At 68.1% G+C, this 24,961-nt stretch carries 23 protein-coding genes and 1 pseudogene; 6 read left to right on the top strand and 18 right to left on the bottom strand.

The window, feature by feature from the left end:
- Positions 1-57: 57 nt before the first annotated feature.
- Positions 58-1,041 carry an L-threonylcarbamoyladenylate synthase gene (locus tag ACYQ6W_RS01670; protein ID WP_459673156.1) on the bottom strand — a complete coding sequence of 328 codons (984 nt, stop codon included), beginning with the start codon at positions 1,039-1,041 and terminating at the stop codon, positions 58-60.
- A gap of 4 nt (positions 1,042-1,045) precedes the next feature.
- Positions 1,046-1,792, bottom strand: coding sequence for a 3'(2'),5'-bisphosphate nucleotidase CysQ family protein (locus ACYQ6W_RS01665; protein ID WP_459673153.1), 747 nt, complete (start codon positions 1,790-1,792; stop codon positions 1,046-1,048).
- 158 nt (positions 1,793-1,950) lie between these two features.
- Here ACYQ6W_RS01665 and ACYQ6W_RS01660 point away from each other — a divergent pair, with 158 nt between their 5' ends.
- From ACYQ6W_RS01660 to ygfZ, 4 genes are read left to right on the top strand one after another with little or no spacing between them, the layout of a single operon-like run.
- The gene (locus tag ACYQ6W_RS01660; RefSeq protein WP_459673152.1) at positions 1,951-3,423 is read left to right on the top strand and encodes a leucyl aminopeptidase; all 1,473 of its coding nucleotides are present in this window, start codon (positions 1,951-1,953) and stop codon (positions 3,421-3,423) included.
- Positions 3,424-3,446: 23 nt separating this feature from the next.
- Positions 3,447-4,901 carry a leucyl aminopeptidase family protein gene (locus tag ACYQ6W_RS01655; protein ID WP_459673150.1) on the top strand — a complete coding sequence of 485 codons (1,455 nt, stop codon included), beginning with the start codon at positions 3,447-3,449 and terminating at the stop codon, positions 4,899-4,901.
- Between the two features lie 10 nt (positions 4,902-4,911).
- Entirely contained in the window at positions 4,912-5,358 is a 447-nt protein-coding gene (locus ACYQ6W_RS01650) for a DNA polymerase III subunit chi (RefSeq protein ID WP_459673147.1), read from the top strand.
- Positions 5,355-6,185, top strand: a complete 831-nt coding sequence (gene ygfZ, locus ACYQ6W_RS01645; RefSeq protein ID WP_459673145.1) for a CAF17-like 4Fe-4S cluster assembly/insertion protein YgfZ — start codon at positions 5,355-5,357, stop codon at positions 6,183-6,185. The genes ACYQ6W_RS01650 and ygfZ overlap by 4 nt, the downstream gene beginning before the upstream one ends.
- A gap of 6 nt (positions 6,186-6,191) precedes the next feature.
- Here the strand turns inward: ygfZ and ACYQ6W_RS01640 are convergent, their stop codons facing one another.
- A complete protein-coding gene (locus ACYQ6W_RS01640; RefSeq protein WP_459673143.1) occupies positions 6,192-6,728 on the bottom strand; it encodes a DUF4142 domain-containing protein in 537 nt (178 codons plus the stop codon).
- A 119-nt stretch (positions 6,729-6,847) separates the two neighbouring features.
- The gene (locus ACYQ6W_RS01635; RefSeq protein WP_459673142.1) at positions 6,848-7,402 is read right to left on the bottom strand and encodes a hypothetical protein; all 555 of its coding nucleotides are present in this window, start codon (positions 7,400-7,402) and stop codon (positions 6,848-6,850) included.
- A 256-nt stretch (positions 7,403-7,658) separates the two neighbouring features.
- Here ACYQ6W_RS01635 and ACYQ6W_RS01630 point away from each other — a divergent pair, with 256 nt between their 5' ends.
- Positions 7,659-7,916 carry a hypothetical protein gene (locus ACYQ6W_RS01630; protein ID WP_459673141.1) on the top strand — a complete coding sequence of 86 codons (258 nt, stop codon included), beginning with the start codon at positions 7,659-7,661 and terminating at the stop codon, positions 7,914-7,916.
- Between the two features lie 55 nt (positions 7,917-7,971).
- Here ACYQ6W_RS01630 and lpdA read toward each other — a convergent pair whose 3' ends face one another.
- The 12 genes and pseudogenes from lpdA to rfbB all read right to left on the bottom strand — a co-directional run bounded on the left by lpdA (position 7,972) and on the right by rfbB (position 21,840).
- Complete coding sequence (gene lpdA / locus ACYQ6W_RS01625; protein ID WP_459673138.1) at positions 7,972-9,363, bottom strand: dihydrolipoyl dehydrogenase; 1,392 nt, start codon at positions 9,361-9,363, stop codon at positions 7,972-7,974.
- Between the two features lie 162 nt (positions 9,364-9,525).
- Entirely contained in the window at positions 9,526-10,734 is a 1,209-nt protein-coding gene (odhB, locus tag ACYQ6W_RS01620; protein WP_459673433.1) for a 2-oxoglutarate dehydrogenase complex dihydrolipoyllysine-residue succinyltransferase, read from the bottom strand.
- A gap of 111 nt (positions 10,735-10,845) precedes the next feature.
- Positions 10,846-11,061 (bottom strand): annotated as a pseudogene (locus ACYQ6W_RS01615) (biotin/lipoyl-containing protein); the annotation flags it as partial.
- Between the two features lie 38 nt (positions 11,062-11,099).
- The gene (locus ACYQ6W_RS01610) at positions 11,100-14,006 is read right to left on the bottom strand and encodes a 2-oxoglutarate dehydrogenase E1 component (protein WP_459673137.1); all 2,907 of its coding nucleotides are present in this window, start codon (positions 14,004-14,006) and stop codon (positions 11,100-11,102) included.
- A 211-nt stretch (positions 14,007-14,217) separates the two neighbouring features.
- On the bottom strand, positions 14,218-15,093 hold the full coding sequence (sucD, locus tag ACYQ6W_RS01605) for a succinate--CoA ligase subunit alpha (RefSeq protein WP_459673136.1): 876 nt from the start codon (positions 15,091-15,093) through the stop codon (positions 14,218-14,220).
- 1 nt (position 15,094) lies between these two features.
- Complete coding sequence (gene sucC, locus ACYQ6W_RS01600) at positions 15,095-16,291, bottom strand: ADP-forming succinate--CoA ligase subunit beta (RefSeq protein ID WP_459673134.1); 1,197 nt, start codon at positions 16,289-16,291, stop codon at positions 15,095-15,097.
- Between the two features lie 5 nt (positions 16,292-16,296).
- On the bottom strand, positions 16,297-17,250 hold the full coding sequence (gene mdh / locus ACYQ6W_RS01595; protein ID WP_459673131.1) for a malate dehydrogenase: 954 nt from the start codon (positions 17,248-17,250) through the stop codon (positions 16,297-16,299).
- A 185-nt stretch (positions 17,251-17,435) separates the two neighbouring features.
- The gene (locus ACYQ6W_RS01590; RefSeq protein WP_459673129.1) at positions 17,436-18,368 is read right to left on the bottom strand and encodes a glycosyltransferase; all 933 of its coding nucleotides are present in this window, start codon (positions 18,366-18,368) and stop codon (positions 17,436-17,438) included.
- Between the two features lie 4 nt (positions 18,369-18,372).
- Positions 18,373-19,272: a dTDP-4-dehydrorhamnose reductase gene (rfbD, locus tag ACYQ6W_RS01585; RefSeq protein WP_459673127.1), complete on the bottom strand. Its 900-nt coding sequence runs from the start codon at positions 19,270-19,272 to the stop codon at positions 18,373-18,375.
- Positions 19,273-19,276: 4 nt separating this feature from the next.
- Entirely contained in the window at positions 19,277-19,843 is a 567-nt protein-coding gene (gene rfbC / locus ACYQ6W_RS01580; protein ID WP_459673125.1) for a dTDP-4-dehydrorhamnose 3,5-epimerase, read from the bottom strand.
- A gap of 19 nt (positions 19,844-19,862) precedes the next feature.
- Positions 19,863-20,735: a glucose-1-phosphate thymidylyltransferase RfbA gene (gene rfbA / locus ACYQ6W_RS01575; RefSeq protein WP_459673124.1), complete on the bottom strand. Its 873-nt coding sequence runs from the start codon at positions 20,733-20,735 to the stop codon at positions 19,863-19,865.
- Positions 20,736-20,784: 49 nt separating this feature from the next.
- Positions 20,785-21,840 (bottom strand): dTDP-glucose 4,6-dehydratase, encoded by a 1,056-nt coding sequence (gene rfbB / locus ACYQ6W_RS01570; RefSeq protein WP_459673123.1) that lies wholly within the window; start codon positions 21,838-21,840, stop codon positions 20,785-20,787.
- 331 nt (positions 21,841-22,171) lie between these two features.
- Between rfbB and ykgO the strand changes: the two genes are divergently transcribed.
- Positions 22,172-22,297: a type B 50S ribosomal protein L36 gene (gene ykgO / locus ACYQ6W_RS01565; protein ID WP_227306753.1), complete on the top strand. Its 126-nt coding sequence runs from the start codon at positions 22,172-22,174 to the stop codon at positions 22,295-22,297.
- 137 nt (positions 22,298-22,434) lie between these two features.
- On the opposite strand, the gene ACYQ6W_RS01560 is transcribed toward ykgO, so the two are convergent.
- Positions 22,435-23,724, bottom strand: coding sequence for an adenylosuccinate synthase (locus tag ACYQ6W_RS01560; protein WP_459673122.1), 1,290 nt, complete (start codon positions 23,722-23,724; stop codon positions 22,435-22,437).
- Between the two features lie 51 nt (positions 23,725-23,775).
- On the bottom strand, positions 23,776-24,924 hold the full coding sequence (locus tag ACYQ6W_RS01555; protein WP_459673121.1) for an ATP phosphoribosyltransferase regulatory subunit: 1,149 nt from the start codon (positions 24,922-24,924) through the stop codon (positions 23,776-23,778).
- Between the last annotated feature and the right edge of the window lie 37 nt (positions 24,925-24,961).

Raw genomic sequence — 24,961 nt, 5'->3', positions numbered from 1 at the left:
ATTATGCGGGCACCCTCTAGATAGAACAATGATTTATTGGCCGAGCTTCCCATAGGGTCAACTTCCTGCGCCGTGAGCCGCGCGGCGCAGCCGGTCGTTGATGGCGCAACCAAGCTCCTCCTCCGGCACGGCCATGGCGGCGATGCCGGAGAGACCACGGGCCCGGCCTTCGGCATCCAGCACCCGGAGGCCAGCGAAGAGCCGTGCCGCCGCTTCACCCAGATCCCCGCCAGGGCTGAGGTTGAAGGTGAGGGCGGCGCCGGAAAGCGGTGTGCCGAAGGCAAGCAGCGCCTCATCTGCGCGCACCGCCGTGGCGGCCAGCCGCAGCGGCAGCAGCGGCGCGTAATGGGCGAGCATCTGGCCGGGAGAGCGCGGCGCGCCGTCGTCCGAGTCCGCGGCCGCCGGCACCAAAAGGTCGGGCACATGCGCGCGGAGCGCTTCTAGCGTCACCCCGCCGCTTCGCAGCAGGGCTGGCATTGGGCCGGACAGATCCACGACCGTCGATTCGAGGCCGACCGCCGAGGGGCCTCCGTCCAGCACGGCGGCGATGCGGCCCGAAAGCCCGTCTAGCACATGGGCAGCGGTCGTGGGGCTCACCCGGCCGGAGCGGTTGGCCGAGGGCGCCGCGACAGGGCGCCCCGTCGCCGCGAGCAACTGCTGCGCCAGGGGATGGGCCGGCACGCGCACGGCCTGCGTATCGAGGCCGGCACCGGCCAGCTGGGAAACCCGGCAGCCGGGGCGGCGTGGCAGAACCAAGGTGAGCGGGCCTGGCCAGAAAAGCTCCGCCAGCCGCTCGGCGAGCGGCGTCGGCATCACGTCGGCGAAGGCCGCCTCGGCCCGGGCATAATGGGCGATGAGCGGGTTGAAGCGCGGCCGCTCCTTGGCGGCATAGATCGCGGCGACCGCCGCTTCCGAGGTCGCATCGGCGCCAAGCCCGTAGACGGTCTCGGTCGGGAAGGCGACGAGGGCGCCACCGCGCAGCAGACGTGCCGCCTCCGCGAGCCCCGCGGCATCGGATGCAAGCGTCTTGGTCTCGACCATCGGTTCAGCGTCCCACACAGAAGATGCCGGGATTTTCCCAGCCAGGCTTGCCGTAGCGCAGCGGTGTCTCCTCCGCCTGGCTGAGCACGCGGCCGCCGGCCGCCTCCACCACCGCCTGTGGGGCGGCGCTGTCCCATTCCATGGTGCGGCCGCGGCGCGGGTAGCAATCGGCGCGCCCTTCGGCCACCCAGCAGAATTTCGCGGCCGAGCCCATGCGGATCATCTGGGCGACCGGGCGGCCGGCGAGTGCGCGGGGCAGGACGGGCAGCGCATCCCCGTGAAACCGCGAGACGACCAGGGTCAGCCCTTCTGCCGGCGGCTCGCGCGCGGCGATCGCGGCGGTGCCGTCGGAATCGCGCCGGAAGGCGCCGTGACCGACGCGCCCGAAGAAGACCTGGCCTTTCGCCGGCACGCCGACCGCACCCAGCACCGGCTTGCCCTGCCGCACCAGGCCGACGTTGACCGCGAAATCATCCAGCCCCGCGGCGAAATCCCGGGTTCCGTCCAGCGGGTCCACCAGCCAGAACTCGGCCCCGCCATCGGGCGCGATGCCGGCCGCCGCTTCCTCCTCGGCGACCACCGGCACCCCCGGATCGAGCCGCCGCAAGCCATCCAGGATCAGCATCTCCGCTGCGCCGTCCGCGTCCGTCACCAGCGTGCGGTCGGCCTTGTGGTTCACCGCGAAGCCGCGCGCCCGGATTCGCAGGATCAGGCTGCCGGCCTCCTCCGCCAGCGCCGCGGCGGTGTGCATCAAGGCTTCGTCGGAAGGGCGATGGGGCATTCGCTGGTGATAGACGTGCCTGCCCGGCATGGCAAAGCGCGCGGCAGCTGTTACTGTTGCGCCGGACCATCGCCGGCCGCCCTCCGCCGGAGGCGCCGCCGGTCCCTGACGTTCTTGAGGATCAGCCCATGCTCGATGTCGCCTTCTCCAAGCCCGTGGTGCCCAAGGCCGGCGCCGTCGCTCTGCTGCTGGCCGAGGAGGAGCAGCTGGCCGGCGCGGCGGCTGGCCTGAACGAGGCGACGGGGGGAGCGATCGCTCGCGCCCTGGAGGTGGCAGGCTTCAAGGGCCAGAAAGGCCGCAGCGTCACGCTCTACGCCCCGGCGGCCGGTCTCACCCGCGTTGTCGTGCAAGGCATCGGCAAGCGCGCCGAGGTTTCGACCCTCACGCTCGAAGAAGCCGGCGGTCATCTGGCGGCAGCCCTCGCGCCCGAACCTCAGGCGGTCTTCCTCGCCGAGAGCCTCGGGCCCCAGGACGCGGCGCATCTGGCACTCGGCGCCGTGCTGCGCAGCTACCGCTTCGACCGCTACCGCACCAAGGAAAAGACCGAGGACAAGCCGAAGCTCGCCTCGGTTACGGTGCAGGCGGCGGAACTCACCAAGGCGCGCGCCGCCTTCGCCCCGCTGAAGGCGACGGCGGAGGGCGTCTTCCTCACCCGCGATCTGGTCACCGAGCCTGCCAACGTCCTCACCCCGGCGGAAATGGCGGAGCGGTGCAAGAAGCTCACGGCCCTCGGCGTGAAGGTCGAGGTCATGGGCCCCAAGGAACTCGCGAAGCTCGGCTTCGGCGCGCTGCTCGGCGTCGCGCAAGGCAGCGTGCAGGAACCCCGCGTCGTCATCATGCAGTGGAACGGCGGCGGGGCACGGCGCGTTAAGAAGCCGGTCTGTTTCGTCGGCAAGGGCGTCACCTTCGACACCGGCGGCATCTCCATCAAGCCCGCCTCCGGGATGGAGGACATGAAGTGGGACATGGCGGGTGCGGGGGCCGTGGTCGGCGCCATGGCGACGCTCGCCGGACGCAAGGCCAAGGTCGATGCCATCGGCATCGTCGGCCTGGTCGAAAACATGCCGTCGGGCACCGCGCAGCGCCCGGGTGACGTGGTAACGAGCTATTCCGGTCAGACCATCGAGGTGCTGAACACCGATGCCGAAGGCCGCCTCGTCCTCGCCGATCTCCTCTGGTACGCGCAGGAGAAGTTCGACCCGGCCTTCATGGTGAACCTCGCGACCCTCACCGGCGCCATCATCGTCTCCCTCGGCCAGGAGAATGGCGGCCTCTTCAGCAATGACGATGCCCTGTCCCAGAAGCTCACCGCCGCCGGCCTCGCGACGGGCGAGAAGCTGTGGCGCATGCCGCTGGGGGACGCCTACGACCGGCAGATCAAGTCCGAGATCGCGGACATGAAGAACATCGCGGGGCGCTATGGCAGCGCCATCGTCGCCGCCCAGTTCCTGCAGCGTTTCGTCAACGGCAAGCCCTGGGCCCATCTCGATATCGCCGGCATGGTCTGGTCCGGCAAGGATGCCGCCTGTGCGCCCAAGGGGGCCACCGCCTACGGCGTGCGCCTGCTCGATCGCCTCGTGCGCGACCATTATGAGGGCTGAGCTTCGCAGCCTGGATTGCTGACATGATGCCGACTTTGCAGATCCGGCCGCTCCTGCGGCTGATCGGTGCCGCGGATCTGGCGGGCCAGTCGCTGCGCGTCCTGCCCGTCATGCAGGGCGCCGTACCGGCCGACCATGCGGCTGCGGCGGCCGCCGGCGGCTTCACCGCGGCCCTGGGACAGACCCTGCCGCTCTTGGGCGAGACGGGTGGCCCCGTTTTCCTGCTGGGCCTGGGAGACGGCGCGCAACCGGAGGAGGCGGGCGCCGCGGCGGCCGCCGCGCTCTGGGATCGGACCCGCATCACGATCGACGGACGCGGCTTGCCGCGCAGCCTCAGCGTGCCGGTGGCCCTCGGCGCCGCGCTGCGCGCCTGGGCGCCACCGCAGCTCAGGCAGGGGCGCCGCGAGTCTGAGCCGGGCCAGAGCGAGACGTTGCACCTCGACCTGCTGGTCGATGACCCGGAGCGGATCGGGCGCCGCTTCCGGGCGGCGGAGGCCGCGTTGGAGGCGGTTTGCTTCGCGCGCTGGCTGATCGCGACACCCTCGAACCTGCTCACCCCCAAGGTCTTCGGGGCACAGATCAAGACGCTGGAAGCGGCGGGCCTCACGGTCGAAATCCTCTCGGGCCGTGCGCTTGCCACCCAAGGCTTCGGCCTGCTGCAGGCCGTGGGACGCGGCTCGGTGAACCCGCCACAGCTCGCCGTGCTGCGCTGGGCGGGCCGGCTCGCCGAGCCGCCGGTCTGCTTCGTCGGCAAGGGCATCACCTTCGATACGGGCGGCATCTCCATCAAGCCGGCTGACCGGATGTGGGAGATGCGGGGCGACATGGCGGGGGCGGCCGCCTGCGTCGGCGCCATCCTGGCGCTTGCGCGCCGCAACTCCCCGGCGCCCGCCGTTGCCGTGCTGGCACTGGCCGAGAACATGGTGGGAGCGGACTCCTACCGCCCCGGCGACGTCATCCAGGGTCATGCCGGCCTCACGGTCGAGATCGTCGATACCGACGCCGAGGGGCGGCTCGTGCTGGCCGATGCGCTCTCCTATGCCGTCAGCCGCTTCCGCCCCCGCGCCGTGATCGACCTCGCGACCCTCACCTATGCCGTGGGTGTGGCCCTCGGCCATGAAATGGCCGGCGTCTATGGCAATGACGATCTGCTTGCCGCCCATCTCGCGGCCGCCGGCGTCGCGGTCGGCGAGCGGGTCTGGCCCATGCCGGTGACGCCCGCGCAGCGCGAGCAGCTGGTCTCCGACATCGCCGACATCAAGCAGTGCCTGACCGGGCCGCTGGTGCCGGATGCGTCGCTGGCTGCGGCCTTCCTCGGCCGTTTCGTGGGCGAGACTCCTTGGGCACATATCGACATCGGCGCGGTGGATGCGCGGGAGGAGGCCGAAGGCCGCTATCCCGCCGGGCCTACCGCCTTCGGCGTGCGGCTGCTCGACCAGCTCGTCGCCGCGCGCTACGAAGACCCGGATCACCCTTGAGCCTGGAGCCATGGCGGAGATCGGCTTCTATCATCTGACGCGCACGGCGGTGGAAGCGGCACTGCCGCCTCTCCTCGGGCGCACGCTCGCGGCCGGCCAACGTGCCGTCATCCGCTGCGGCAGCGCCGAGCGTCTCGCCCATCTCGATAGCGCCCTCTGGCAATGCCAGAATCCTGATTGGCTGCCGCACGGCCATGCCGGCTCCGGCCACGCGGAATGGCAGCCGATCTGGCTGACGGAAGCGGACGAGGCGCCGAACCGCGCACGCTTCCTCTTTCTCATCGACGGGCAGGACAGTGCGCGCCTCGCCGAATACGAGCGTGTCTTCGATCTCTTCGACGGCAATGACGGTGAGGCGGTGGCAGCCGCGCGCAAGCGGTGGGTGGCGGCGAAGGCCGCGGGCCACCAGCTGAGCTACTGGCAACAGGGCCCACAGGGCTGGGAACGCAAGCAATGACCAAGATCGCGACTTTGCCCCACCGCGCCGTCATCGCCGTGACCGGCGAAGACCGGGTGTCCTTCCTGCAGGGCCTGGTGAGCCAGGACGTGACGCTGGCTGCCCCCGGCCATGCCCTGTGGTCGGCGCTGCTGACCCCACAGGGCAAGTGGCTCGCCGAGTTCTTCATCGTTCAGGACGGCGACCGGCTGCTGCTGGACGTGGAGGCGGAGCAGCGGGAGGATCTGATCCGCCGCCTGTCCCGCTTCCGTCTACGGGCGAAGGCGCAGCTCGCGGCTTCGCCCGAACAGGTGCAGGTGGCATGGGATGGCCCGGCGCCCAGTATCGGCGACGGTCTTCTGATTCCCGATCCGCGCCTACCGGAGGCCGGTTTCCGCCTTCTCACCACGGAACCGTTGACGGCGACCGCAACGCTGGAAGAGTGGGACCTGCACCGTCTCACCCTCGGTCTGCCAGATGGCTCCCGCGATTTGGAGACCGAGAAGACCGTGCTGCTCGAAGCCGGGTTCGACGAGCTGGGCGGCATTTCCTGGACCAAGGGCTGCTACATGGGCCAGGAGCTGACGGCACGCACCCGCTACCGCGGCCTGCTCAAGCGCCGCCTCGTCCCCGTCGAGATCGAGGGTGCGGTCCCGCCGCCCGGCACGCCGGTGCTGACGCCGGAGGGGCGGGATGTCGGCACCATGCGCTCGGCACAAGGGGCACGCGGCCTCGCCGTCCTGCGGCTCGAGGTGCTGGACGGGGCCACACCTCTCAGCGCTGGCGAGGCCCGCCTCCGACCGCAGCCGCCGGCCTGGATGAAGCTGCCCGAGGCTGCGACCGCCTGAGGGCGGTCAGTGTCCGCCGGACTGGTCGGCGGCGAGCACCGCCTTGGCGAGATCGCGATGCTGGGTGAGGATCGCGATGTTGAGCTGCGCGAACCGCCGGATGCCCGGATCATGCGTGTTCGCCGCTTCATCCCCGAAGCGCTTGATGTCCTTCCCATGATCTTCGACCTGATCTTTGAGGAAGGCCGTGTCGAAGCTCTGCCCGCCGAGGGGGGAGAGCGTGTCGTAGGTCTTCTGGCCGTCTGGTCCCATACCGTTCGGCGTCTCGAACTGCTCGGCATTGGCAAGCGCCGCCAGTTCGCTTTCCACTTGCACGTGGTCATCCACCATCAGCCGCGCAAAGGCCTGCACGGCCGGGCTCGCCGCCTTCTTCTCCGCAACCAGGCAGAGGTCGATCTCGGCCTGATTGTCATAGGCGGCATAGCGGAGGAAGTCGGCATCCGCTCCGCTGAGTTGCGGGGAGTGGGGCGTCTCCGCGGCCTGTGCGGCCAATCCGAAGCATGTTGCGGCGAGAAGGGCAAAGGCCGGGGCGCGTGCGCGCATGACGGAGCATCCTTGGGTTGCGCTCCAGAAATTGGCGCCGCCGGCTGGCGGTTTCACCAGGCGTAACCGTCACAAAGGCGGAGCTGCCCTGGCCCTGCGGTCACAAGCCCGGGGGCGGCTCACAGCCCGAAGTTCGGCGCCATGATGGCGTTGTCCGCGCTCATCGTGGTGGCGTTGAGATTGGCCGCATAAGGAATGTCGTCCAGCCGCGCGGCCACGGCCCCGGGCGGGACGGTGAAGATCGGACTGGCGAGCAGGCGCGTGACCGCAGGCTGGTCGCCCGCCCGATAGGCCGCCGCAAGGCCCAGCATCGTATCGACCACGGCTTGAGAGGAGGCGGTAGGGTTGATGCCGATCTCGGTGCGCATCTTCTTCCGCCAGTCCAGCATTTGCAGGCGGACGAGGGGGTCCATGTCGATCCAGCGCGGATTGCTATTGAGCTCTCCGCCGAGATAATCGAGTGCGGCGATGGAATAGGCGGCTTTGGCCGGGTTTCCGGTGATGGCGTGGGCAAAGCCGAGGGCGGCGGCATCGAGCGCCGCCACGTCCTGATCGCCATTGGTGCCGAAGGCGCCTTGGGGCAGCTGCGCCGTATCGGGTGGCGCGTCGTAATGCAGACAGCCCGACAGACTGAACACCAGGCAGGCCGCGGCGAGAAGGCGAGGGAAGGTCACGCAGGAGCCTCCGTGGCGGCGCCGGGTTTTGCCGCGGCAAATGGGGAGCGAGGGCGGAAGTCCAAGAGGGCGGTGGGCTGCCGACACCCCGTCAACCCCGAGAGCGAACGGCGCATCCATTCACAAATACGAGAACTGGTCTGCACTCTTCCCATGCCTCCCTGAGAATGGCGTTATACCGTCACCATCTGTTTCTAGGTGTTACATCGGATGTGAAAGGAGGACCTCCATGCGCATTTCGAGAGATAAGGCACACATGGCGGCGATCGAACTGCCGCCCGGCGACCTCGAAACGTCGTTACTTAATCGAAAGAAGGAATTGGCAGCCGTTCTTCAAGCGGCGCTGAAGGTAGGGGCGGATTATCCGGCGCGGGAAGCCGGGCGTCGCGCGCTCACCGAGCTCATGAAGCTGGACCCTGATCTGCAGCCGGCGCCCACGGGCGTGGGCATTGCCCCCACGGGGCAGGTCATGTTCGCGGCGCAGAAGCGGCGCCGGATGCGCGCCGCCGTCTGACGGCGGCTGCGGTTCAAGGGCAGCGCGGCCCCGTGGTGCGGGGCCGCGCCCTTTGTCACATATGGATGGCGCCGTCTTCGAGCGCGAGCGCCGCTTCGCGCACGGCTTCGCTCAAGGTCGGATGCGCGTGGCAGGTCCGGGCCACATCCTCCGCCGAAGCACCGAATTCGATCGCCGTCGTCACTTCCGCGATCAAACCGCCTGCATCCGCGCCGATGATCTGGCATCCGAGCAGCCGGTCCGTCGTCTTTTCCGCGATCAGCTTGACATAGCCGTCCGTCATGCCAATGGCGCGCGCGCGGCCGTTGGCGGAGAAGGGGAACTTGCCGATCCGGTAGTCCACGCCCGCCGCCTTCAGCTCGGCTTCGCCCGCGCCCACGGTCGCCACTTCCGGCCATGTGTAGATGACGGAGGGGATGGCATTGTAGTTCACGTGCCCCGCCTGGCCGGCCAGGATCTCGGCAACGGCCATGCCTTCGTCCTCCGCCTTGTGCGCGAGCATCGGGCCCACCCGCACGTCACCGATCGCGTAGATGCCCGGCACGTTCGTCGCATAATGCGCGTCGGTCGCGACGCGACCGCGTTCATCCAGCGCGACACCGGCCTCGGCGAGGCCGAGACCATCGACATAGACGCGCCGGCCGATCGCGAGCAGCACGACGTCGGCCTCCACCGTCTCGGCGGCGCCGCCCTGCGCGGGTTCCACCGTCAGGGTCACACCCTTCTTGCCGGCCTCGGCCGTGGTCACCTTGGCACCGAGCTTGAAGGCGAAGCCCTGCTTTTCGAGGATGCGCTGGAAATCACGGGCCACGTCGGCGTCGAGCGTCGGCACGATGCGGTCGAGGAATTCGATGACCGTCACCTTGGCGCCGAGACGGTGCCAGACACTGCCGAGTTCGAGGCCGATGACACCGGCACCGATGACGACGAGGTGCTTCGGTACGGATTCGAGTTCGAGCGCGCCGGTCGAGGTGACAATGCGCCTCTCGTCCACAGTCACGCCCGGAAGGGGCGTGCTCTCGCTGCCCGTGGCAATCACGATGGCCTTGGCCGCGTATTCCTTGTCGTCCACGGCAACACGGCCCGCGCCCAGGATCTTGCCGGTGCCCTTCAGCCAGGTGACCTTGTTTTTGCGGAAGAGGAATTCGACGCCCTTGGTATTGGCGTTCACCACCTCCTGCTTGCGCGCCATCATGCGCGCGAGGTCGAGCTTCACGCTATCGATGAGGATGCCGTGCTCCTTGAAGCTTTCGGCGGCCTCATGGAAGTTCTCGGAGGACTGCAGCAGCGCCTTGGACGGGATGCAGCCGATGTTGAGGCAGGTACCGCCCAGCGTGTCGCGCTTCTCGACGCAGGCGACCTTGAGCCCGAGCTGGGCGGCGCGGATGGCGCAAACATAGCCGCCAGGGCCGGAGCCGATGACGATCAGGTCGAAAGCTTCGCTCATCTCTTTCTCTCCACGCACCACTCCGTCATGCCCAGCCTCGAGCCGGGCATCCACAGGCTGCGGCGCCCCGACGATGGATGGCCGGGTCAAGCCGCAGACGGCCCCACCCGACCATGACGACGTTGACGTCTGCTGCGATCACGCCAGCAGACGATCGGTTGATTAAAGCCCGAGCAGCAGGCGGCGGGGGTCTTCGATCGCTTCCTTGACGCGCACCAGGAAGGAGACCGCCTCCTTGCCGTCGATGATGCGGTGGTCATAGGTCAGCGCCAGATACATCATCGGCCGGATCTCCACCTTGCCGCCGATGGCGACCGGGCGCTCCTGGATCTTGTGCATGCCGAGAATGGCGGACTGCGGCGGGTTGATGATCGGCGTCGACATCAGCGAGCCATAGACGCCGCCATTGGTGATGCTGAAGGTGCCGCCGGTCAGCTCTTCGAGCTTGAGCTGCCCATCACGCGCGCGCTTGCCGAAGTTGGAGATGGCGCCTTCGATCTCGGCGAAGCCCATCTGGTCGGCGTCACGCAGCACCGGCACCACGAGGCCGTTCGGGCCGCCGACGGCGATGCCCATGTGCACGTAGTTCTTGTAGACGATGTCCTCGCCGTCGATCTCGGCATTGACGGCCGGGAACTCCTTGAGAGCCGAGACGCAGGCGCGCACGAAGAAGGACATGAAGCCCAGGCGCACGCCGCCGTGCTTCTTCTCGAAAGCGTCCTTGTACTGGGCGCGCAGCTGCATCGCTGCCGACATGTCCACCTCGTTGAAGGTGGTCAGCATCGCCGCCGTGTTCTGCGCTTCCTTCAGGCGGTTCGCGACCGTCTTGCGCAGGCGGGTCATCTTCACGCGCTCGTCGCGCGGCTCATCCTGGCGGGCGGCCTTGGGCGCCGGGGCCGGCTTGGCGGCGACCGGCTGCGGCTTGGATAGGAAATCGAGCACGTCGCCCTTGGTGATGCGGCCGTCCTTGCCGGAGCCCGCGCCGATGTCGGAGGCCGAGACGCCGGCTTCCGTCATGCGCTTCTGGGCTGCGGGGAAAGCGGCCGCGGCGGCCGGGCGCGGCACGGGGCCGGGCGCCGGCGGCGGCGGGTTCACGCCGGCCGCGGGCTTGGCGGCAGAGTGCGGCGCTGGGGCGGCAGCGCCAGCACCCGTCGCGATCGTACCCAGCACGGCGCCGACTTCGACTTCGCTGCCATCGGCGACGGCCTGGGCGGCGAGGGTGCCGGCCGTCGGCGCGGGCACTTCCACCGACACCTTATCCGTCTCGAGTTCGAGCAGCGGCTCGTCCGCCGCGACGGTGTCGCCGATCTTCTTGAGCCAGCGGGAGACGGTCGCCGAGGTCACGCTTTCGCCGAGGGCAGGGACCACGATGTCGACCGTGGCGCCGCCCGCCGCCGGAGCTTGGGAGGAGGGTGTGGCCTTCGCCGGGGCCGCCGCCTTGGGCGCCTTGGCCGCCGCGCTGCCATCGGCGATTTCGCCCAGCACCGCGCCCACTTCTACTTCCGCGCCGTCCTTCTGCAGGATAGGGCCGAGGGTGCCGGCAGCTGGTGCATTGACCTCCACCGTCACCTTGTCGGTCTCCAGCTCGACCAAGGGCTCGTCGGCGGCGACGGTGTCGCCTTCCTGCTTCAGCCACCGGGCAATGGTGGCGGAGGTCACGCTCTCGCCAAGCGTGGGAACCTTGATCTCGGTCGGCATCGTCGCTCCTGATCGGACTGACTAAGGTAACGGGCGGCTTATTGAAGCGCGGCGGCGACGAGCGCTGCCTGCTCCTGGGCGTGGGTCTTGGCAGAGCCGGTCGCCGGGCTCGCGGCTTCGGCGCGGCCGACGTAGCGGGGGCGCTTGGAGGCGGCGTCGATCGCCACCATCACGCGCTCCAGCCGGCGGTCGACGAAGCTCCAGGCGCCGTAATTCTCGGCCTCCTCCTGGCACCAGACGACCTCGGCATTGGGGTAGCTCTGCAGCACGGTGCGCAGGCCCATCGCCGGAAAGGGATAGATCTGCTCCAGGCGGATGATCGCGACGTCCTGGATGCCACCCTCGCGGCGCGCCGCCAGCAGGTCGTAATAGACCTTTCCGGTGCAGATCACGACGCGGCGGATCTTCTCGGCGGGCGCCAGATCGTCGATCTCGCCGATCACCTTGCGGAAGCTCGTGCCCTCGGCCATTTCGCTGAGCGGCGAGACCGCGAGCTTGTGGCGCAGCAGGCTCTTCGGCGTCATGATCACGAGCGGCTTGCGGTAGTTCCGCTTCAGCTGCCGGCGCAGCGCATGGAAGTAGTTGCCCGGCGTCGTGATGTTGCAGACCTGCATATTGTTCTCGGCGCAGAGCTGCAGATAGCGCTCCATACGGGCGGAGGAATGCTCCGGCCCCTGGCCTTCCATGCCATGCGGCAGCAGGAGGGTGAGGCCCGACATACGCAGCCACTTGGTCTCGCCGCTCGCGATGAACTGGTCGATCACCGCCTGGGCACCGTTCGCGAAGTCACCGAACTGCGCTTCCCACAGAACCAGGGTGCGGGGATCGGCGACCGAATAGCCGTATTCGAAGCCGAGCACGCCGACTTCGGACAGCAGCGAGTTGTAGATCTCGATCTTCGCCTGGCCGTCGCGGATGTTGTTGAGCGGCGTGTATTCGTTCTGGTTGGTCTGGTCGATCAGCACGGCATGGCGCTGGCTGAAGGTGCCACGCTGGCAATCTTCGCCGGAAAGCCGCACGCGATGGCCTTCGAGCAGCAGCGAGCCATAGGCCAGCGCCTCGCCGGTCGCCCAGTCGATGCCTTCACCGCTGTCGATCGCGACCTTCTTGGCTTCGAGCTGGCGGGCAATCTTGGGGTTGAGATCGAAATTCTCCGGCGCACGGGAGATCGCGGCGCCGACGTCCTTGAGGGTCTCGAGCGAGACGCCGGTCTTCTCTTCCTGGCGGGTCTCGTCGTCCTCACCCCGGTTGAGGCCGGTCCACTTGCCTTCCAGCCAATCCGCCTTGTTCGGCCGGTAGGACTTGGCGGCCTGGAAGGACTCTTCCAGCTTGTCGGTGAAGCGATCCCAGACGCCCTGGGCTTCGTCCGCGCTCATCACGCCATCCGCCACCAGCTTCTCGGCATAGAGGGTGCGGGTCGTCTTCAGCGCGCCGATGGCGCGATACATGATCGGCTGGGTAAAGGCCGGCTCGTCCGATTCGTTGTGGCCATGGCGGCGGTAGCAGACGATGTCGAGCACCACGTCGCAGCCGAATTCCTGGCGGAATTCGGTCAGCAGGCGGGCCGCGAAATAGACCGCTTCCGGGTCGTCGCCGTTCACGTGGATGATGGGGGACTGTACCGATTTCGCGACGTCCGTGCAGTAGAGGCCCGAATAGGCATGGGCCGGCACGGTGGTGAAGCCGATCTGGTTGTTGGTGATGACGTGGATAGTGCCGCCGGTGCGGTATCCGATGAGCTGGCTCATCGCCAGCGTCTCATACACGATACCCTGGCCGGCGAAGGCGGCGTCGCCGTGCAGCAGGATGCCCATGACCGAGCGGCGGGACTTGGTGTCGCCCGCCTCGTCCTGGCGCGCACGGACCTTGCCCACCACAACCGGGTCGACGACCTCGAGATGGGACGGGTTGGGCTGGAGCGAGAGATGCACCTTGTGGCCGGCGATCTCGACGTCCGTCGAGGTGCCGAGATGGTATTTCACGTCGCCCGACCCTTGGACGTCGTCCGGCTTCGGGCTCATGCCGCCGAACTCGCTGAAGACCGCGGTGAAGGGCTTCTTGACGACGTTGACGAGGGTGTTGAGGCGGCCGCGATGCGCCATGCCAATGGCGATTTCGTTGACCCCGCCTTCCGCGGCTGTGCGGATGATGGTGTGCAGGGCGGGGATGGTGGATTCACCGCCCTCGAGGCCGAAGCGCTTGGTACCGACGTAGCGCTTCTGGCAGAAGACTTCGAAGGCTTCGGCTTCCGTCAGCTCCTGCAGCAGCTTCTTGCGGCAGTCGGGCCCGAGCTGGTTGCGCCAAGCCACGCCTTCGATGCGCCGCTGCAGCCAGTCCTTCTGCGCGGCGTCCTGGATGTGCATGAATTCGATGCCGATGGTGCCGCAATAGGTCGCCTGCAGCACCGCCAGGATTTCACGCAGGGTCGCCGTTTCGCGGCCGAGCATATTGTCGATGAAGATCGGCTTGTCGTAGTCGGCCGGCGTAAAGCCGTAGGTCGCGGGATCGAGTTCCGGATTCTTCCGGCGCTCCTGCTGGCCGAGCGGATCGAGCTTGGCGCCGAGATGGCCGCGCACGCGATAGGCGCGGATCAGCATCATGGCGCGGATGGAATTGATCGTGTCTTCGTGCGCGTGGCTGGCGGCGGCGGCGCGCGCCATCGGCACGCCGGGGCTCGATTGCGCGGCGGCGGCAGGTGCGCTCTTGCCCTCGGCCTTCTTCGGCGCGGGCGGCGCGTCGGACTCGATTTCCCAGTGGCGGGGCGCCCAGGAAGCGCCGGAGGCGTCGGTCAGAACCGAGCGGGCTTCGTCGTTGAGGGCCTCGAAGAGGGTCGCGAAGCTTGGGTCCACCGAGGCGGGGTCCCGCACCCACCGAGCGTAGAGATCGGCGATGAAGGCAGCATTGGCACCGTTGAACGCGGTCGCGAGAAGATCGACGCCTGGCATGGGGGCTCCGTTGAATACAGTCCCGCCGGTCGGGCGGGGCCGCCGCTGATGGCACGTGCTATAAGCCGCGGCGCCCGTCAAAAATAGTCCGTGCTGGTTGATTAGGAGACAACCCAGTCAAACGCCTGGGTTGATCCCTGTGCATAGTAATGCCCTACTCTAGTCGTATTTCGCAGAGCAGGACATTTGTTCAGCGCAACTAGCGCTGGGCTCAACCGCCCAGCGCCTTGACCATCGTGCTGCCGAGCGAGGCCGGGCTGTCGGCAACGTGGATGCCGGCGGCCTTCATCGCCTCGGTCTTGGCGGCCGCCGTGTCCTTGCCGCCGGAGATGACGGCGCCGGCATGGCCCATGCGGCGGCCCGGAGGGGCGGTCGCACCCGCGATGAAGCCGACGACCGGCTTCTTCGTGCCGCTCTGCTTGATGAAGTCGGCCGCGACGATCTCGCTCTGGCCACCGATCTCGCCGATCATGATCAGCGCTTCGGTCTCGTCGTCCTTCAGGAACATCTCGATCACGTCGAGGAAGTCGAGGCCCTTCACGGGGTCGCCACCGATGCCGACGCAGGTGCTCTGGCCGAGGCCCGCCGCCGTGGTCTGCGCCACCGCCTCATAGGTCAGCGTGCCCGAGCGGCTGACGATTCCGATCTTGCCGCGGCGGTGGATGTGGCCCGGCATGATGCCGATCTTGCAGGCATCCGGCGTGATCACGCCCGGGCAGTTCGGCCCGACGAGGATGGACTTCGAATCCAGCAGTGCCCGGCGCACCTTCACCATGTCCAGTACCGGAATGCCTTCGGTGATGCAGACGATCAGCGGCATCTCGGCGTCGATCGCCTCGAGGATCGAGTCCGCCGCGAAGGGCGGCGGCACATAGATCGCGCTGGCGGTCGCGCCGGTCTTCTCGCGCGCCTCGCGCACCGTGTCGAAGACCGGCAGGTCGATATGGACGGAGCCGCCCTTGCCCGGCGTGACACCGCCGACGACCTTCGTGCCATAGGCGATCGCCTGCTCGGAATGGAACGTCCCCTGGGCGCCGGTGAAACCCTGGGTGATGACGCGGGTATTGCTGTCGACGAGGATGGCCATGTTATGCGGCTTCCTTAACGGCGCGGACCACCTTTTCGGCGGCATCCGCAAGATTGTCGGCCGCGATGATCGGCAGGCCGGACTTCGCCATGATTTCCTTGCCGAGGGCGACGTTGGTGCCCTCGAGACGAACCACGAGCGGGACGGTGAGGGAGACTTCGCGGGCCGCCGCGATCACGCCTTCGGCGATGACGTCGCAGCGCATGATGCCGCCGAAGATGTTCACCAGAATCCCCTCCACGTTCGGGTCGGAGAGGATGATCTTGAAGGCCGCCGTCACGCGCTCCTTGGTGGCGCCGCCGCCCACGTCCAGGAAGTTCGCGGGTTCGCCGCCGTAGAGCTTGATGATGTCCATGGTGGCCATGGCGAGGCCGGCGCCGTTCACCATGCAGCCGATGGTGCCGTCGAGCGCGACGTAGGAGAGGCTGTACTTGTTCGCCTCCAGCTCCTTCGGGTCTTCCTCGGCCTCGTCGCGCAGTTCTTCCAGCTCGGGATGGCGGAAGAGGGCGTTGTCGTCGAAGCTCACCTTGGCGTCGAGCGCCACGACGTCACCGGCCTTCGTCACGACCAACGGGTTGATCTCGACGATCGCGCAGTCGAGATCGACGAAGGCCTTGTACATCGCCAGCACGAACTTGGTGAAGGCGCCGACCTGTTTGCCGGTGAGGCCGAGGCCGAAGGCGAGGCCGCGGGCATGGAAGGCGGAGATGCCGGTCGCCGGGTCGATCGCCGTGCGCAGGATCTTCTCAGGCGAATGCTCGGCGACCTCTTCGATCTCCATACCGCCTTCGGTGGAGGCCATGATGAGGATGCGCGAGGTGGCGCGGTCCACCAGCAGCGAGAGATACAGCTCGCGGGCGATGTCGCAGCCGGCTTCGATATAGACCCGGTTCACGGTCTTACCGGCGGGGCCGGTCTGCTTCGTGATCAGGGTGTGGCCCAGCATGGCGGCGGCCGCTTCGCGGACTTCCGCCGGGGACTTGGCGAGCCTGACGCCGCCCTTGCCGTTCGGATCGTCGGCGAAGCGGCCGGCGCCGCGCCCACCTGCGTGGATCTGCGACTTCACGACGTAGATCGGCCCCGGCAGTTTCTCGGCGGCGGCGGCCGCTTCGTCCGGGGTCCAGGCTACGTGGCCATCGAGCACGGCCACACCTGCGGCCTTCAGAAGCTCTTTGGCCTGGTATTCATGGATGTTCATGAGGTTCAGCCCACCAGTTGCTTGGATGCGTCAACCAGGCTGCGAACCCCGGCGCAGGACCGCTCGAAAGCGGCCTGCTCGGCTTCGTTCAGCCTGATCTCGACGATACGTTCGACGCCCCGCGCCCCGATGACGGCGGGAACGCCGACATAGAGGTCGTGGATGCCGTATTGGCCGGTCAAATAGGCGGCGCAGGGTAGCACCCGCTTCTTATCCCGGAGATAACTCTCCGCCATGGCGATGGCAGAGGACGCCGGCGCATAAAAGGCGCTGCCGCGTTCGAGCAGCTTCACGATCTCGCCACCGCCGTTGGCGGTGCGGGAGACGATGGCGGCAATGCGCTCCTCCGTCGTCCAGCCCATCGCGATGAGATCGGGGACGGGAATGCCGGCGACGGTCGAATAGCGCACGAGCGGCACCATCGCGTCGCCATGGCCGCCCAGCACGAAGGCGGTGACGTCTTCCACGGAGACGTCGAATTCCTGAGCCAGGAAGAGGCGGAAGCGCGCGCTGTCCAGCACGCCCGCCATGCCCACCACGCGCTCGGGCGGCAGGCCCGATTTCTGCTGCATGACGCCCACCATGGCGTCGAGCGGATTGGTGATGACGATGACGAAGGCGCCGGGGCAGTATTGGCCGATCCCCTCGGCGACTTGCGCGATCACGCTTGCATTCTTGGCCACGAGGTCGTCCCGCGACATCCCGGGCAGGCGGGGGAAGCCGGCGGTCACGATCACCACGTCCGATCCCGCGATCATCGCGTAATCCGAGCCGCCGACCAGGGTGGCGTCGAAGCCTTCGACGGGGCTCGCCTGCATGATGTCCAGCGCCTTGCCGGCGGCGACGCCGCCGAAGACGTCGAAGAGCGCCACGTCACCCAGTTCCCGAAGGCCGATCAGATGCGCCAGCGTGCCGCCAATATTGCCGGCGCCGATCAGGGCGATCTTGTTCCGGGCCATGAGGGTCCTTCCACGAGTGACACGGGAGGCGGACGGGGGAGGGCAGCCGAAGCTCCTGAAAGCGGAGCGGAGGCGAAGAAGACGGCCCGTGCTAGCTCAAGTGTTGCAGTGCGACAAGAAGGGTTCGGGCGCCATTACTCTGTATATTCATGCGGGTCTGCACTGCCCGCATTGCGGGACTGTCATCAGCCGGTGAGGAACCAGAGACGAAAGAGCGCCGTCTGCACCCGGCTGTTGCGTTGGAAACCGGGAATCCCGAGCGCACGCAAGCGGGCGGGGAGCCTGCCCTTCAGACTTTCGGAAATCTGCGCGAGCTGGCGCCGGGCCTCGGGCGTAAGGGCGGCGGCATTGTCTTCGAGCGCTGCTACATTTTTCCTAAATACAGACATAAATTCTTGTGGTCCGCGTCGCAACGCCGCCAGGGCACGCCGCACGGGAGAAGAGGGCGCCCCGACCAGATTCGTCCCATGCTGGCGGTAGAGGATCACGGCGCGCTCGTCGCGCAGGATGGTACCGCCTGCGGCCGACACCAGCAGATAGCACCACCAGTCGTGCCAGCCGGCTGCGGGCGGGCGGCTCGCCGCGATCAGCGCGATCGCCGGGCGGTTGAGGGCCACCGTACAGCCGGTCGCGATGTTCTGGGTGAGGCAGGTGGGAAAACCTGCCGGGCCGGCGAGGGAGGCGGACAGCCCGATCTCCCGCAAATCCTGATCCACCAGTCGCTGCCGCGCGCAGTAGAGCGCCGGCTGGCCCGCGGGCACCTCGGCCAAAAGGCTCAAGCCCTGCGCCAGCTTTTCAGACAGCCATACATCGTCCTGATCGGCGAAGAAGGCGGCCGGCATGCCCTCGGCTTCAGCCGCGCGCAGCAGGGCCATAAAGCTGCCCATCACCCCCTGATTGCCCTGGGGCTGGTCCACTTGCCGCAGGCGCCCGGGGTTAGCCTGCCCCCAAGCGGTCATCAGCGCGACGGTCCCGTCGCGGGAGCCGTCGTCCCGCCAGAACAGCAGCCAGCCGGGCTCGCTCTGGGCCAGCAGGCTCTCCAGGAAAGGTGCCAGATAGGCGGCGCCGTTATAGGTGGAGAGCAGGATGGCGCAGCGGGGCACCGTCTCGCCCGGCATGGGATCAGCCCTGAGGGGCGAGCAGCCGGTCGATGGTCCGGGCCAGGCTCGCGCGCCAGTCCGGCAGACGCACGCCGAAGGTCTCTGCCAGCTTGCCATTGTCCAGCCGGCTGTCGGCTGGGCGCTTGGCCGGGGTCGGCCAGTCGGCCGTGGTGATCGCCTCGACCTCGGGGAAGGGGCCGCCATGGCGCTGCGCTTCCTCGAAGGTCGCGATGGCGAGCCCGTGCCAGCTCGTCTCCCCCGCGCCCGTCGCGTGGAACAGGCCGCCGAAGCCCGGCTGCCAGCCGTCACGCGCGATCACCGCGATGATGTCGAGGATGGCGGCAGCCAGGTCCTCGGCCGCGGTCGGGCTGCCGATCTGGTCCGCGACGACGCGCAGCTTCGGCAGCTTCGCGCCCGCCGTCAGCATCGTCTTCACGAAATTCTTGCCCGTGTCGGAATAGACCCAGGCGGTGCGGAGGATCACCGACTTGCCGCCCGCGGCCAGTACCGCCGCCTCGCCGTCCCGCTTGGTGCGGCCATAGGCGCCGGTCGGGTTGGTGGGGTCGGTCTCGACATAGGGCGCGCCCTTGTCGCCATCGAAGACGTAGTCGGTCGAGATGTGGATGAAGGGGATGTCGCGGCCCGCGCAGAGGGTCGCGAGCATCGCCGGGCCGTCGCGGTTGGCGCGCGCAGCCCCGGCTTCGTCGCCTTCCGCCGCATCCACCGCCGTATAGGCGGCGGCGTTCACTACGTAGGCCCAGGGGCGGCTCTCGAAGACGGCCGTGATCGTCTCCGGCCGATCGAAGTCGAAATCGGGACGGCCGAGGACGACGACCTCCATGCCGCGGGCAGGCGCCAGACGCCCCAGCGCAAGAGCCACCTGGCCCTGGCCGCCGGTGACGAGGATCGGTCCGATCGTCATGGGCTCAGCCTTCGTAGGTGAACAGCGTGCCCGCCTCGCGCAGCGTGGGCAGGAGTTTGTCCTTGTCGGAGAGCACGACCTCTTCCGGCGCCACGGGCCAGGGCAGAGCGAGGTCGGGGTCGTTCCAGATCACGCCGGCTTCGCTCGCCTTGTCGTAATCGCCGGTCACTTTGTAGACGACCTCGGTATTCGGCTCGAGCGTGCAGAAGCCATGCACGAAGCCGCCCGGAATCCAGAGCTGCTGCCAGTTCTCGGCGGAGAGTTCGGCGGCGACCCACTTCCCGAAGGTCGGCGAGCCGACGCGGGCATCCACCGCCACGTCCCAGATCGCGCCGCGCACGCAGCGCACCAGCTTGCCCTGGATGAAGGGGGCAAGCTGGCAGTGCAGGCCGCGGATGACGCCGCGCGGCACGGACAGGCTGTGATTGTCCTGCACGAAGGGGCCGGCGATGCCGGTCGCCTCCTGCAGCTTCTTCGCGTTGAAGGTTTCCGAGAAGAAGCCCCGCGCATCGCCGAATTTCGGCGGCGTGATGAGCAGGACTTCGGGGATGGCGAGCTTCTCAACCTTCATGGCGCAGCCTCCTCGAGGATCAGATGTGGCCGTCGGCGAGTTCGTTCAGGAAGCGGCCGAGCTCCGTCTTGCCCAGCGCCTTGGCCTGCACCCGCAGCTCGTCCGCCGTGATGAAGCCACGGCGGAAGGCCACTTCCTCGGGGCTACCGACCAGCATGCCCTGGCGGGACTGGATGGTCTGCACGAAGGTCGCTGCCTGCATCAGGCTGTCCGGCATGCCGGCATCGAGCCAGGCCGCCCCGCGGCCCAGCCGCTCCACATGCAGCGTGCCTTCTTCGAGATAGATCTTGTTGAGGTCGGTGATCTCCAGCTCGCCGCGGGGTGAGGGCTTGATGCTTTCGGCGAAGTGGGTGACGCGCTTGTCGTAGAAATAGAGGCCGGTCACCGCCCAGTTGGACTTGGGCACCGCCGGCTTCTCGACGATCTCCAGCGCGTGGCCGGTATCGTCGAAGCTCACCACGCCGTAACGCTCGGGGTCGCGCACCTGATAGGCGAAGACGGTGGCGCCTTCCGGCCGGGCGGAGGCGGCGCGCAGCAGCGTCGACAGATGCTCGCCATGGATGATGTTGTCGCCGAGGGCCAGCGCGCAGGCCTCGCCCGCCAGCCATTCCTTCGCGATGAGGAAGGCCTGGGCGATGCCGTCCGGCTTCGGCTGTTCGGCATAGGTGAACTTCACGCCGAAGCGGGAGCCATCACCCAGCAGGCGCTTGAACTGCGGCAGGTCGGCCGGGGTCGAGATCAGCATGATCTCGCGGATGTCGGCCAGCATCAGCGTGGTCAGCGGGTAATAGACCATTGGCTTGTCGTAGACCGGCAGCAGCTGCTTGGAGGCCGCCAGCGTCATCGGGTGCAGCCGCGTGCCGGAACCACCGGCCAGCAGGATACCTTTCATCGGATTCTCGTTCTCTCTTGTGCGCGCGATCGTCAGGCGGGGAGGGTTATCAGGCGGCGGTGCCGAGGCGCTGGCCCTGATAGCGGCCGCCGCGGATCTTTTCCCACCATTCCCGGTTGTTCAGGTACCACTCGACGGTGCGGGACAGGCCGCGCTCGAAATCATGCGCCGCCTTCCAGTCGAGCGCGGCCTCGGCCTTGGACGGGTCGATCTCGTAGCGGAAATCATGGCCCGGGCGGTCGGTCACGAACTGGATCAGGCGCGAACGCGGGCCGGCCGGGTCGGGCACGCGGCGGTCGAGCTCGGCGCAGATCGCATGCACCACTTCGAGGTTGGTCCGCGGCTGGCGGGCGCCGATGCAATAGGTCTCACCCGGCTTGCCCTGGGTCAGCACCTTCACCAAAGCGACCGCGTGGTCTTCCACGAAGAGCCAGTCGCGCTTGTTGGAGCCGTCGCCATAGACCGGCAGGGTCTTGCCTTCGAGGGCATTGAGGATGACGAGCGGGATCAGCTTTTCGGGGAAGTGCCAGAAGCCATAGTTGTTCGTCGTGTTGGAGACGAAGGTCGGCAAGCCGTAGGTGTGGTTCCAGGCGCGGACCAGATGGTCGGACGCGGCCTTGGAGGCGGAATAGGGGCTGCGCGGGTCGTAGGGGGTGGTCTCGCTGAAGGGCGGGTCGTTCTCTTCCAGCGCGCCGAACACCTCGTCGGTCGAGACGTGGTGGAAGCGGAAGCCCTCCTTCTTGGCGCCGGTCAGCGTGCCGTAATAGCCGCGCACCGCCTCCAGCAGGGTGAAGGTGCCCATGATATTGGTGCGCATGAAATCGCCGGGCCCGTCGATCGAGCGGTCGACATGGCTTTCAGCGGCGAGATGCATCACCGCATCGGGCTCACGGCTCGCGAAGATCTCGCGCATCGCCGCGGCATCGGCGATGTCGGCGCGAATCAGCTCGTGGCGGTTGCTCGTGCGGGCCTCTTCCAGTGCTTCCTCGGAGGCCGCATAGGTCATGGCATCGACATTGATGACGGAATGATCCGTGTCGCGGATCAGGTGGCGCACCACGGCCGATCCAATGAAGCCACACCCACCCGTGATCAGCAGACGCATCGTGATCCTACCCAGCATTAAGGATTAGGCTGGACTGGCATGTTTGCCGCTGGGGAGCAAGCAATTCTGCCCAAAATGTTGCGGTGCAGCGTGCTTCACGAATGCGTCAGAACCGAGGGAGAGGGCGGTGCTGTGCGGCGTGGCGGCGCAAGGCTCCATCGCCCTGCGGGAAGGGCGGAAGCGCCCGACATTGATTGACAGCGAGCCCCGGCCTCCTTATGCACCGCACACCGCGACGGGCTGGGTGACCGGCCTCGTCCATTGTCGTGTTTATGAAACTCCAGCCCGGGCCGCTCTGTGGTTCCGGCTTTGCCAAGATCGGGCCTGAACCATGAAGGTGCGTAACTCCCTCCGTTCCGCGAAGACCCGCGACAAGAACTGCCGCGTCGTCCGCCGCCGCGGCCGGGTCTATGTGATCAACAAGAAGAACCCGCGCATGAAGGCCCGCCAGGGCTGATTGCGGCGGCCGCGCTCTGGCGCGGCTGGTTTGCGAGATAGAAAAGGGCGGATGGCGCAGGCTATCCGCCCTTTTCGCGTTTGGCGACGATAGGCGTAGGCTGGGCTCAGCATGGCCGAGCTCAACCCACCGTCGCCTTACCCCTCGAAGGGGTCCTTCATCAGAATGGTGTCGTCTCGCTCGGGGCTCGTGGAGAGCAGCGTCACCGGGCATTCCACCAGCTCTTCGATGCGGCGGATGTATTTGATCGCTTGGGCCGGCAGATCGGCATAGGAGCGCGCACCCCGGGTCGAATCGCTCCAGCCCTCCAGCGTCTCGTAGATCGGGCGGGCCCGCGCCTGGGCGCCGAGCGCCGCGGGCAGGTGATGCACGGTGCGGCCGTCGATCTCATAGCCCGTGCAGATGCGGAGCACCGGAAACGCGTCCAGCACGTCGAGCTTGGTCAGCGCCAGGCCCTGGATGCCGCCGACCTTCACCGCCTGGCGCACCATCACCGCATCGAACCAGCCGCAGCGCCGGGGGCGGCCCGTCACCGTGCCGAATTCATGGCCGCGCTCGCCCAGCGTGCGGCCGGTCTCGTCGAACAGCTCGGTCGGGAAGGGGCCGGAGCCCACGCGAGTCGTATAGGCCTTGGCGATGCCGAGCACGGTGCCGACGACCGAGGGGCCGACGCCTGCGCCCGAGGCCGCGGTGGCGGCGACGGTGTTGCTGCTCGTCACGAAGGGATAGGTGCCGTGGTCCACGTCCAGCATCACCGCCTGGGCACCCTCGAAGAGGATGCGCCGGCCGGCGCGGCGCGCCTCGTCCAGCAGCTCCCAGACGGGCTCGGCGAAGGGCAGCAGGAGGGGCGCGAGTTCCAGCAGCCGGTCGAGCAGCGCCTGCTTCTCGAAGGGCTCCGCGCCGAGGCCGGTCAGCAGGGTGTTGTGGTGCAGCAGCAGCTCGTCGAGCTTGTGCGACAGTGTCTCTGGCTCCGCCAGATCGCAGAGGCGAATGGCGCGGCGGGCAACCTTGTCCTCATAGGCCGGGCCGATTCCCCGCCCGGTGGTGCCGATCTTGTGCTCGCCCCGGGCGGCTTCGCGGGCGCGGTCCAGCGCGCCATGCAGCGGCAGGATCAGCGGCGCGTTCTCGGCGATGCGCAAGGTTTCGGGCGTAATGGTCAGCCCCTGCGCCTGCAGGCGCTGCATCTCGGTCAGCAGCGCTTCGGGGTCGACGACCACGCCATTGCCGATGACGCCGAGCTTGCCGCGCACGAGGCCGCTCGGCAGCAGGGAGAGCTTGTAGGTCTGGTCGCCCACGACCAGCGTATGGCCGGCATTGTGACCGCCCTGGAAGCGCACCACCACGTCGGCGCGGCTCGCCAGCCAGTCCACCACCTTGCCTTTGCCCTCGTCACCCCATTGGGCGCCGATGATCGCGACATTCGCCATGAGCGGGTACTCCGGAAACTCTTCTTATAAGTCGGTCAGGTTGGGTCGGGGTCAGGCCAGCGCCGTGGCGGCGCCATCCTGCAGCAGATGGGTGCAGCCGAGGCGGCGTGCGGCCGCCTCCGGCCGGTCGGTCTCGTCGCCGAGAGCGGCGATCGTAGCGAAGCCTTGCGCTCGAAACCGGGCGGCGAGGCTCGCCTCGGTGCCCGCGGGCACGTAGAGGCGGGGGCGCAGAAGCGGTGGCCGCGCCGCCTCCAGAATCGCATCGGGGAAGAGGGTGAGGCCGGTCGCCGGCTCCTGCTCGCCGCTGAGATAACGGCCACCCCGACCCAGTTCCTGCTGGTGGCCCAGGGCATAGACGGTGACGGAGGGGCCGGTGTGATAGCGGAAGCCGCGGAACTCCAGCGGATCGACGGTCAGCCGCAGCGCAGGGGCGCGTGCGCGGACGGCGGCGACGACGGCGGCGAGACGGTCGGCAAGGGCGCGCGCTTCGGGCGGCAGTTCCACCTCGGCCAGCACGGCAAGCGCGCCGGTCGCTTCGCCGGCCGCGAGCAGCAGGCGCGTCAGCACCTCGGCGATGGCGCCGCCGAGCCGGCTGACGGCTGCCGCATCCTTGCGGTCCAGCGCATGGGCGAGGTTCGCGCGATGCTCGGGCTTGAAGCCGCCATGGTCGAGCAGCATCGCGGCCATCGTCGGCATGGCGAGGTCGAAGCTCACCGCCGTCAGGCCGAGGGCGGCCAGCGCCTCGGCTCCGGTCAGGATGATCTCGGCATCCGCTTCCGGCGCGTCCGAGCCGATCAGCTCGATGCCGGCCTGTGCCACCTGCCGGTCAGGCGCGAGCTGCGTGCCGCGTACGCGCAGGCAGTGTTCGGCATAGGAGAGGCGGAGCGGCCGGGGGGCAGCCGCCAGCCGGGTATTGGCGATGCGGGCCACCTGCGGCGTGGTATCGGCCCGCAGGCCCAGCATGCGCTGGCTGTCCGGGTCCATCAGCCGGAAGGTCTGTTCCGAGACGGCGGCGCCCGTGCCGGCCAGCAGGCTGTGTTCGAACTCGACCAGCGGCGGTTTGACGCGCTGATAGCCGTGAGCGGCGAAGACATCCATCATCGCTTCGATCGACCGCGCCTCGATTTCGGCAGCGGGGGGCAGCAGGTCGCGCAGGCCGGCCGGCAGCAGAGCGGGGTTGGGGGGCAGGTCGTCGGTCACGTCGGCTCCGTCTCACGTCGCATCGGCGGAGAGGCCG

The sequence above is a fragment of the Acidisoma sp. 7E03 genome (genome assembly GCF_054665075.1).
This window is presented reverse-complemented; position numbering and strand designations above follow the sequence as displayed.

Bases quoted from the DNA above. Each gene is read 5' to 3' on its own strand.
- rfbA (WP_459673124.1), bottom strand. From the start codon at position 20,735: ATGAAAGGTATCCTGCTGGCCGGTGGTTCCGGCACGCGGCTGCACCCG.
- mdh (WP_459673131.1), bottom strand. From the start codon at position 17,250: ATGGCCCGGAACAAGATCGCCCTGATCGGCGCCGGCAATATTGGCGGC.
- ykgO (WP_227306753.1), top strand. From the start codon at position 22,172: ATGAAGGTGCGTAACTCCCTCCGTTCCGCGAAGACCCGCGACAAGAAC.
- ACYQ6W_RS01660 (WP_459673152.1), top strand. From the start codon at position 1,951: ATGCTCGATGTCGCCTTCTCCAAGCCCGTGGTGCCCAAGGCCGGCGCC.
- ACYQ6W_RS01640 (WP_459673143.1), bottom strand. From the start codon at position 6,728: ATGCGCGCACGCGCCCCGGCCTTTGCCCTTCTCGCCGCAACATGCTTC.
- sucC (WP_459673134.1), bottom strand. From the start codon at position 16,291: ATGAACATCCATGAATACCAGGCCAAAGAGCTTCTGAAGGCCGCAGGT.
- ACYQ6W_RS01590 (WP_459673129.1), bottom strand. From the start codon at position 18,368: ATGCCGGGCGAGACGGTGCCCCGCTGCGCCATCCTGCTCTCCACCTAT.
- lpdA (WP_459673138.1), bottom strand. From the start codon at position 9,363: ATGAGCGAAGCTTTCGACCTGATCGTCATCGGCTCCGGCCCTGGCGGC.
- sucD (WP_459673136.1), bottom strand. From the start codon at position 15,093: ATGGCCATCCTCGTCGACAGCAATACCCGCGTCATCACCCAGGGTTTC.
- rfbB (WP_459673123.1), bottom strand. From the start codon at position 21,840: ATGCGTCTGCTGATCACGGGTGGGTGTGGCTTCATTGGATCGGCCGTG.
- ygfZ (WP_459673145.1), top strand. From the start codon at position 5,355: ATGACCAAGATCGCGACTTTGCCCCACCGCGCCGTCATCGCCGTGACC.
- ACYQ6W_RS01665 (WP_459673153.1), bottom strand. From the start codon at position 1,792: ATGCACACCGCCGCGGCGCTGGCGGAGGAGGCCGGCAGCCTGATCCTG.
- ACYQ6W_RS01655 (WP_459673150.1), top strand. From the start codon at position 3,447: ATGATGCCGACTTTGCAGATCCGGCCGCTCCTGCGGCTGATCGGTGCC.
- ACYQ6W_RS01630 (WP_459673141.1), top strand. From the start codon at position 7,659: ATGGCGGCGATCGAACTGCCGCCCGGCGACCTCGAAACGTCGTTACTT.
- ACYQ6W_RS01670 (WP_459673156.1), bottom strand. From the start codon at position 1,041: ATGGTCGAGACCAAGACGCTTGCATCCGATGCCGCGGGGCTCGCGGAG.
- rfbD (WP_459673127.1), bottom strand. From the start codon at position 19,272: ATGACGATCGGACCGATCCTCGTCACCGGCGGCCAGGGCCAGGTGGCT.
- ACYQ6W_RS01650 (WP_459673147.1), top strand. From the start codon at position 4,912: ATGGCGGAGATCGGCTTCTATCATCTGACGCGCACGGCGGTGGAAGCG.
- ACYQ6W_RS01560 (WP_459673122.1), bottom strand. From the start codon at position 23,724: ATGGCGAATGTCGCGATCATCGGCGCCCAATGGGGTGACGAGGGCAAA.
- rfbC (WP_459673125.1), bottom strand. From the start codon at position 19,843: ATGAAGGTTGAGAAGCTCGCCATCCCCGAAGTCCTGCTCATCACGCCG.
- ACYQ6W_RS01610 (WP_459673137.1), bottom strand. From the start codon at position 14,006: ATGCCAGGCGTCGATCTTCTCGCGACCGCGTTCAACGGTGCCAATGCT.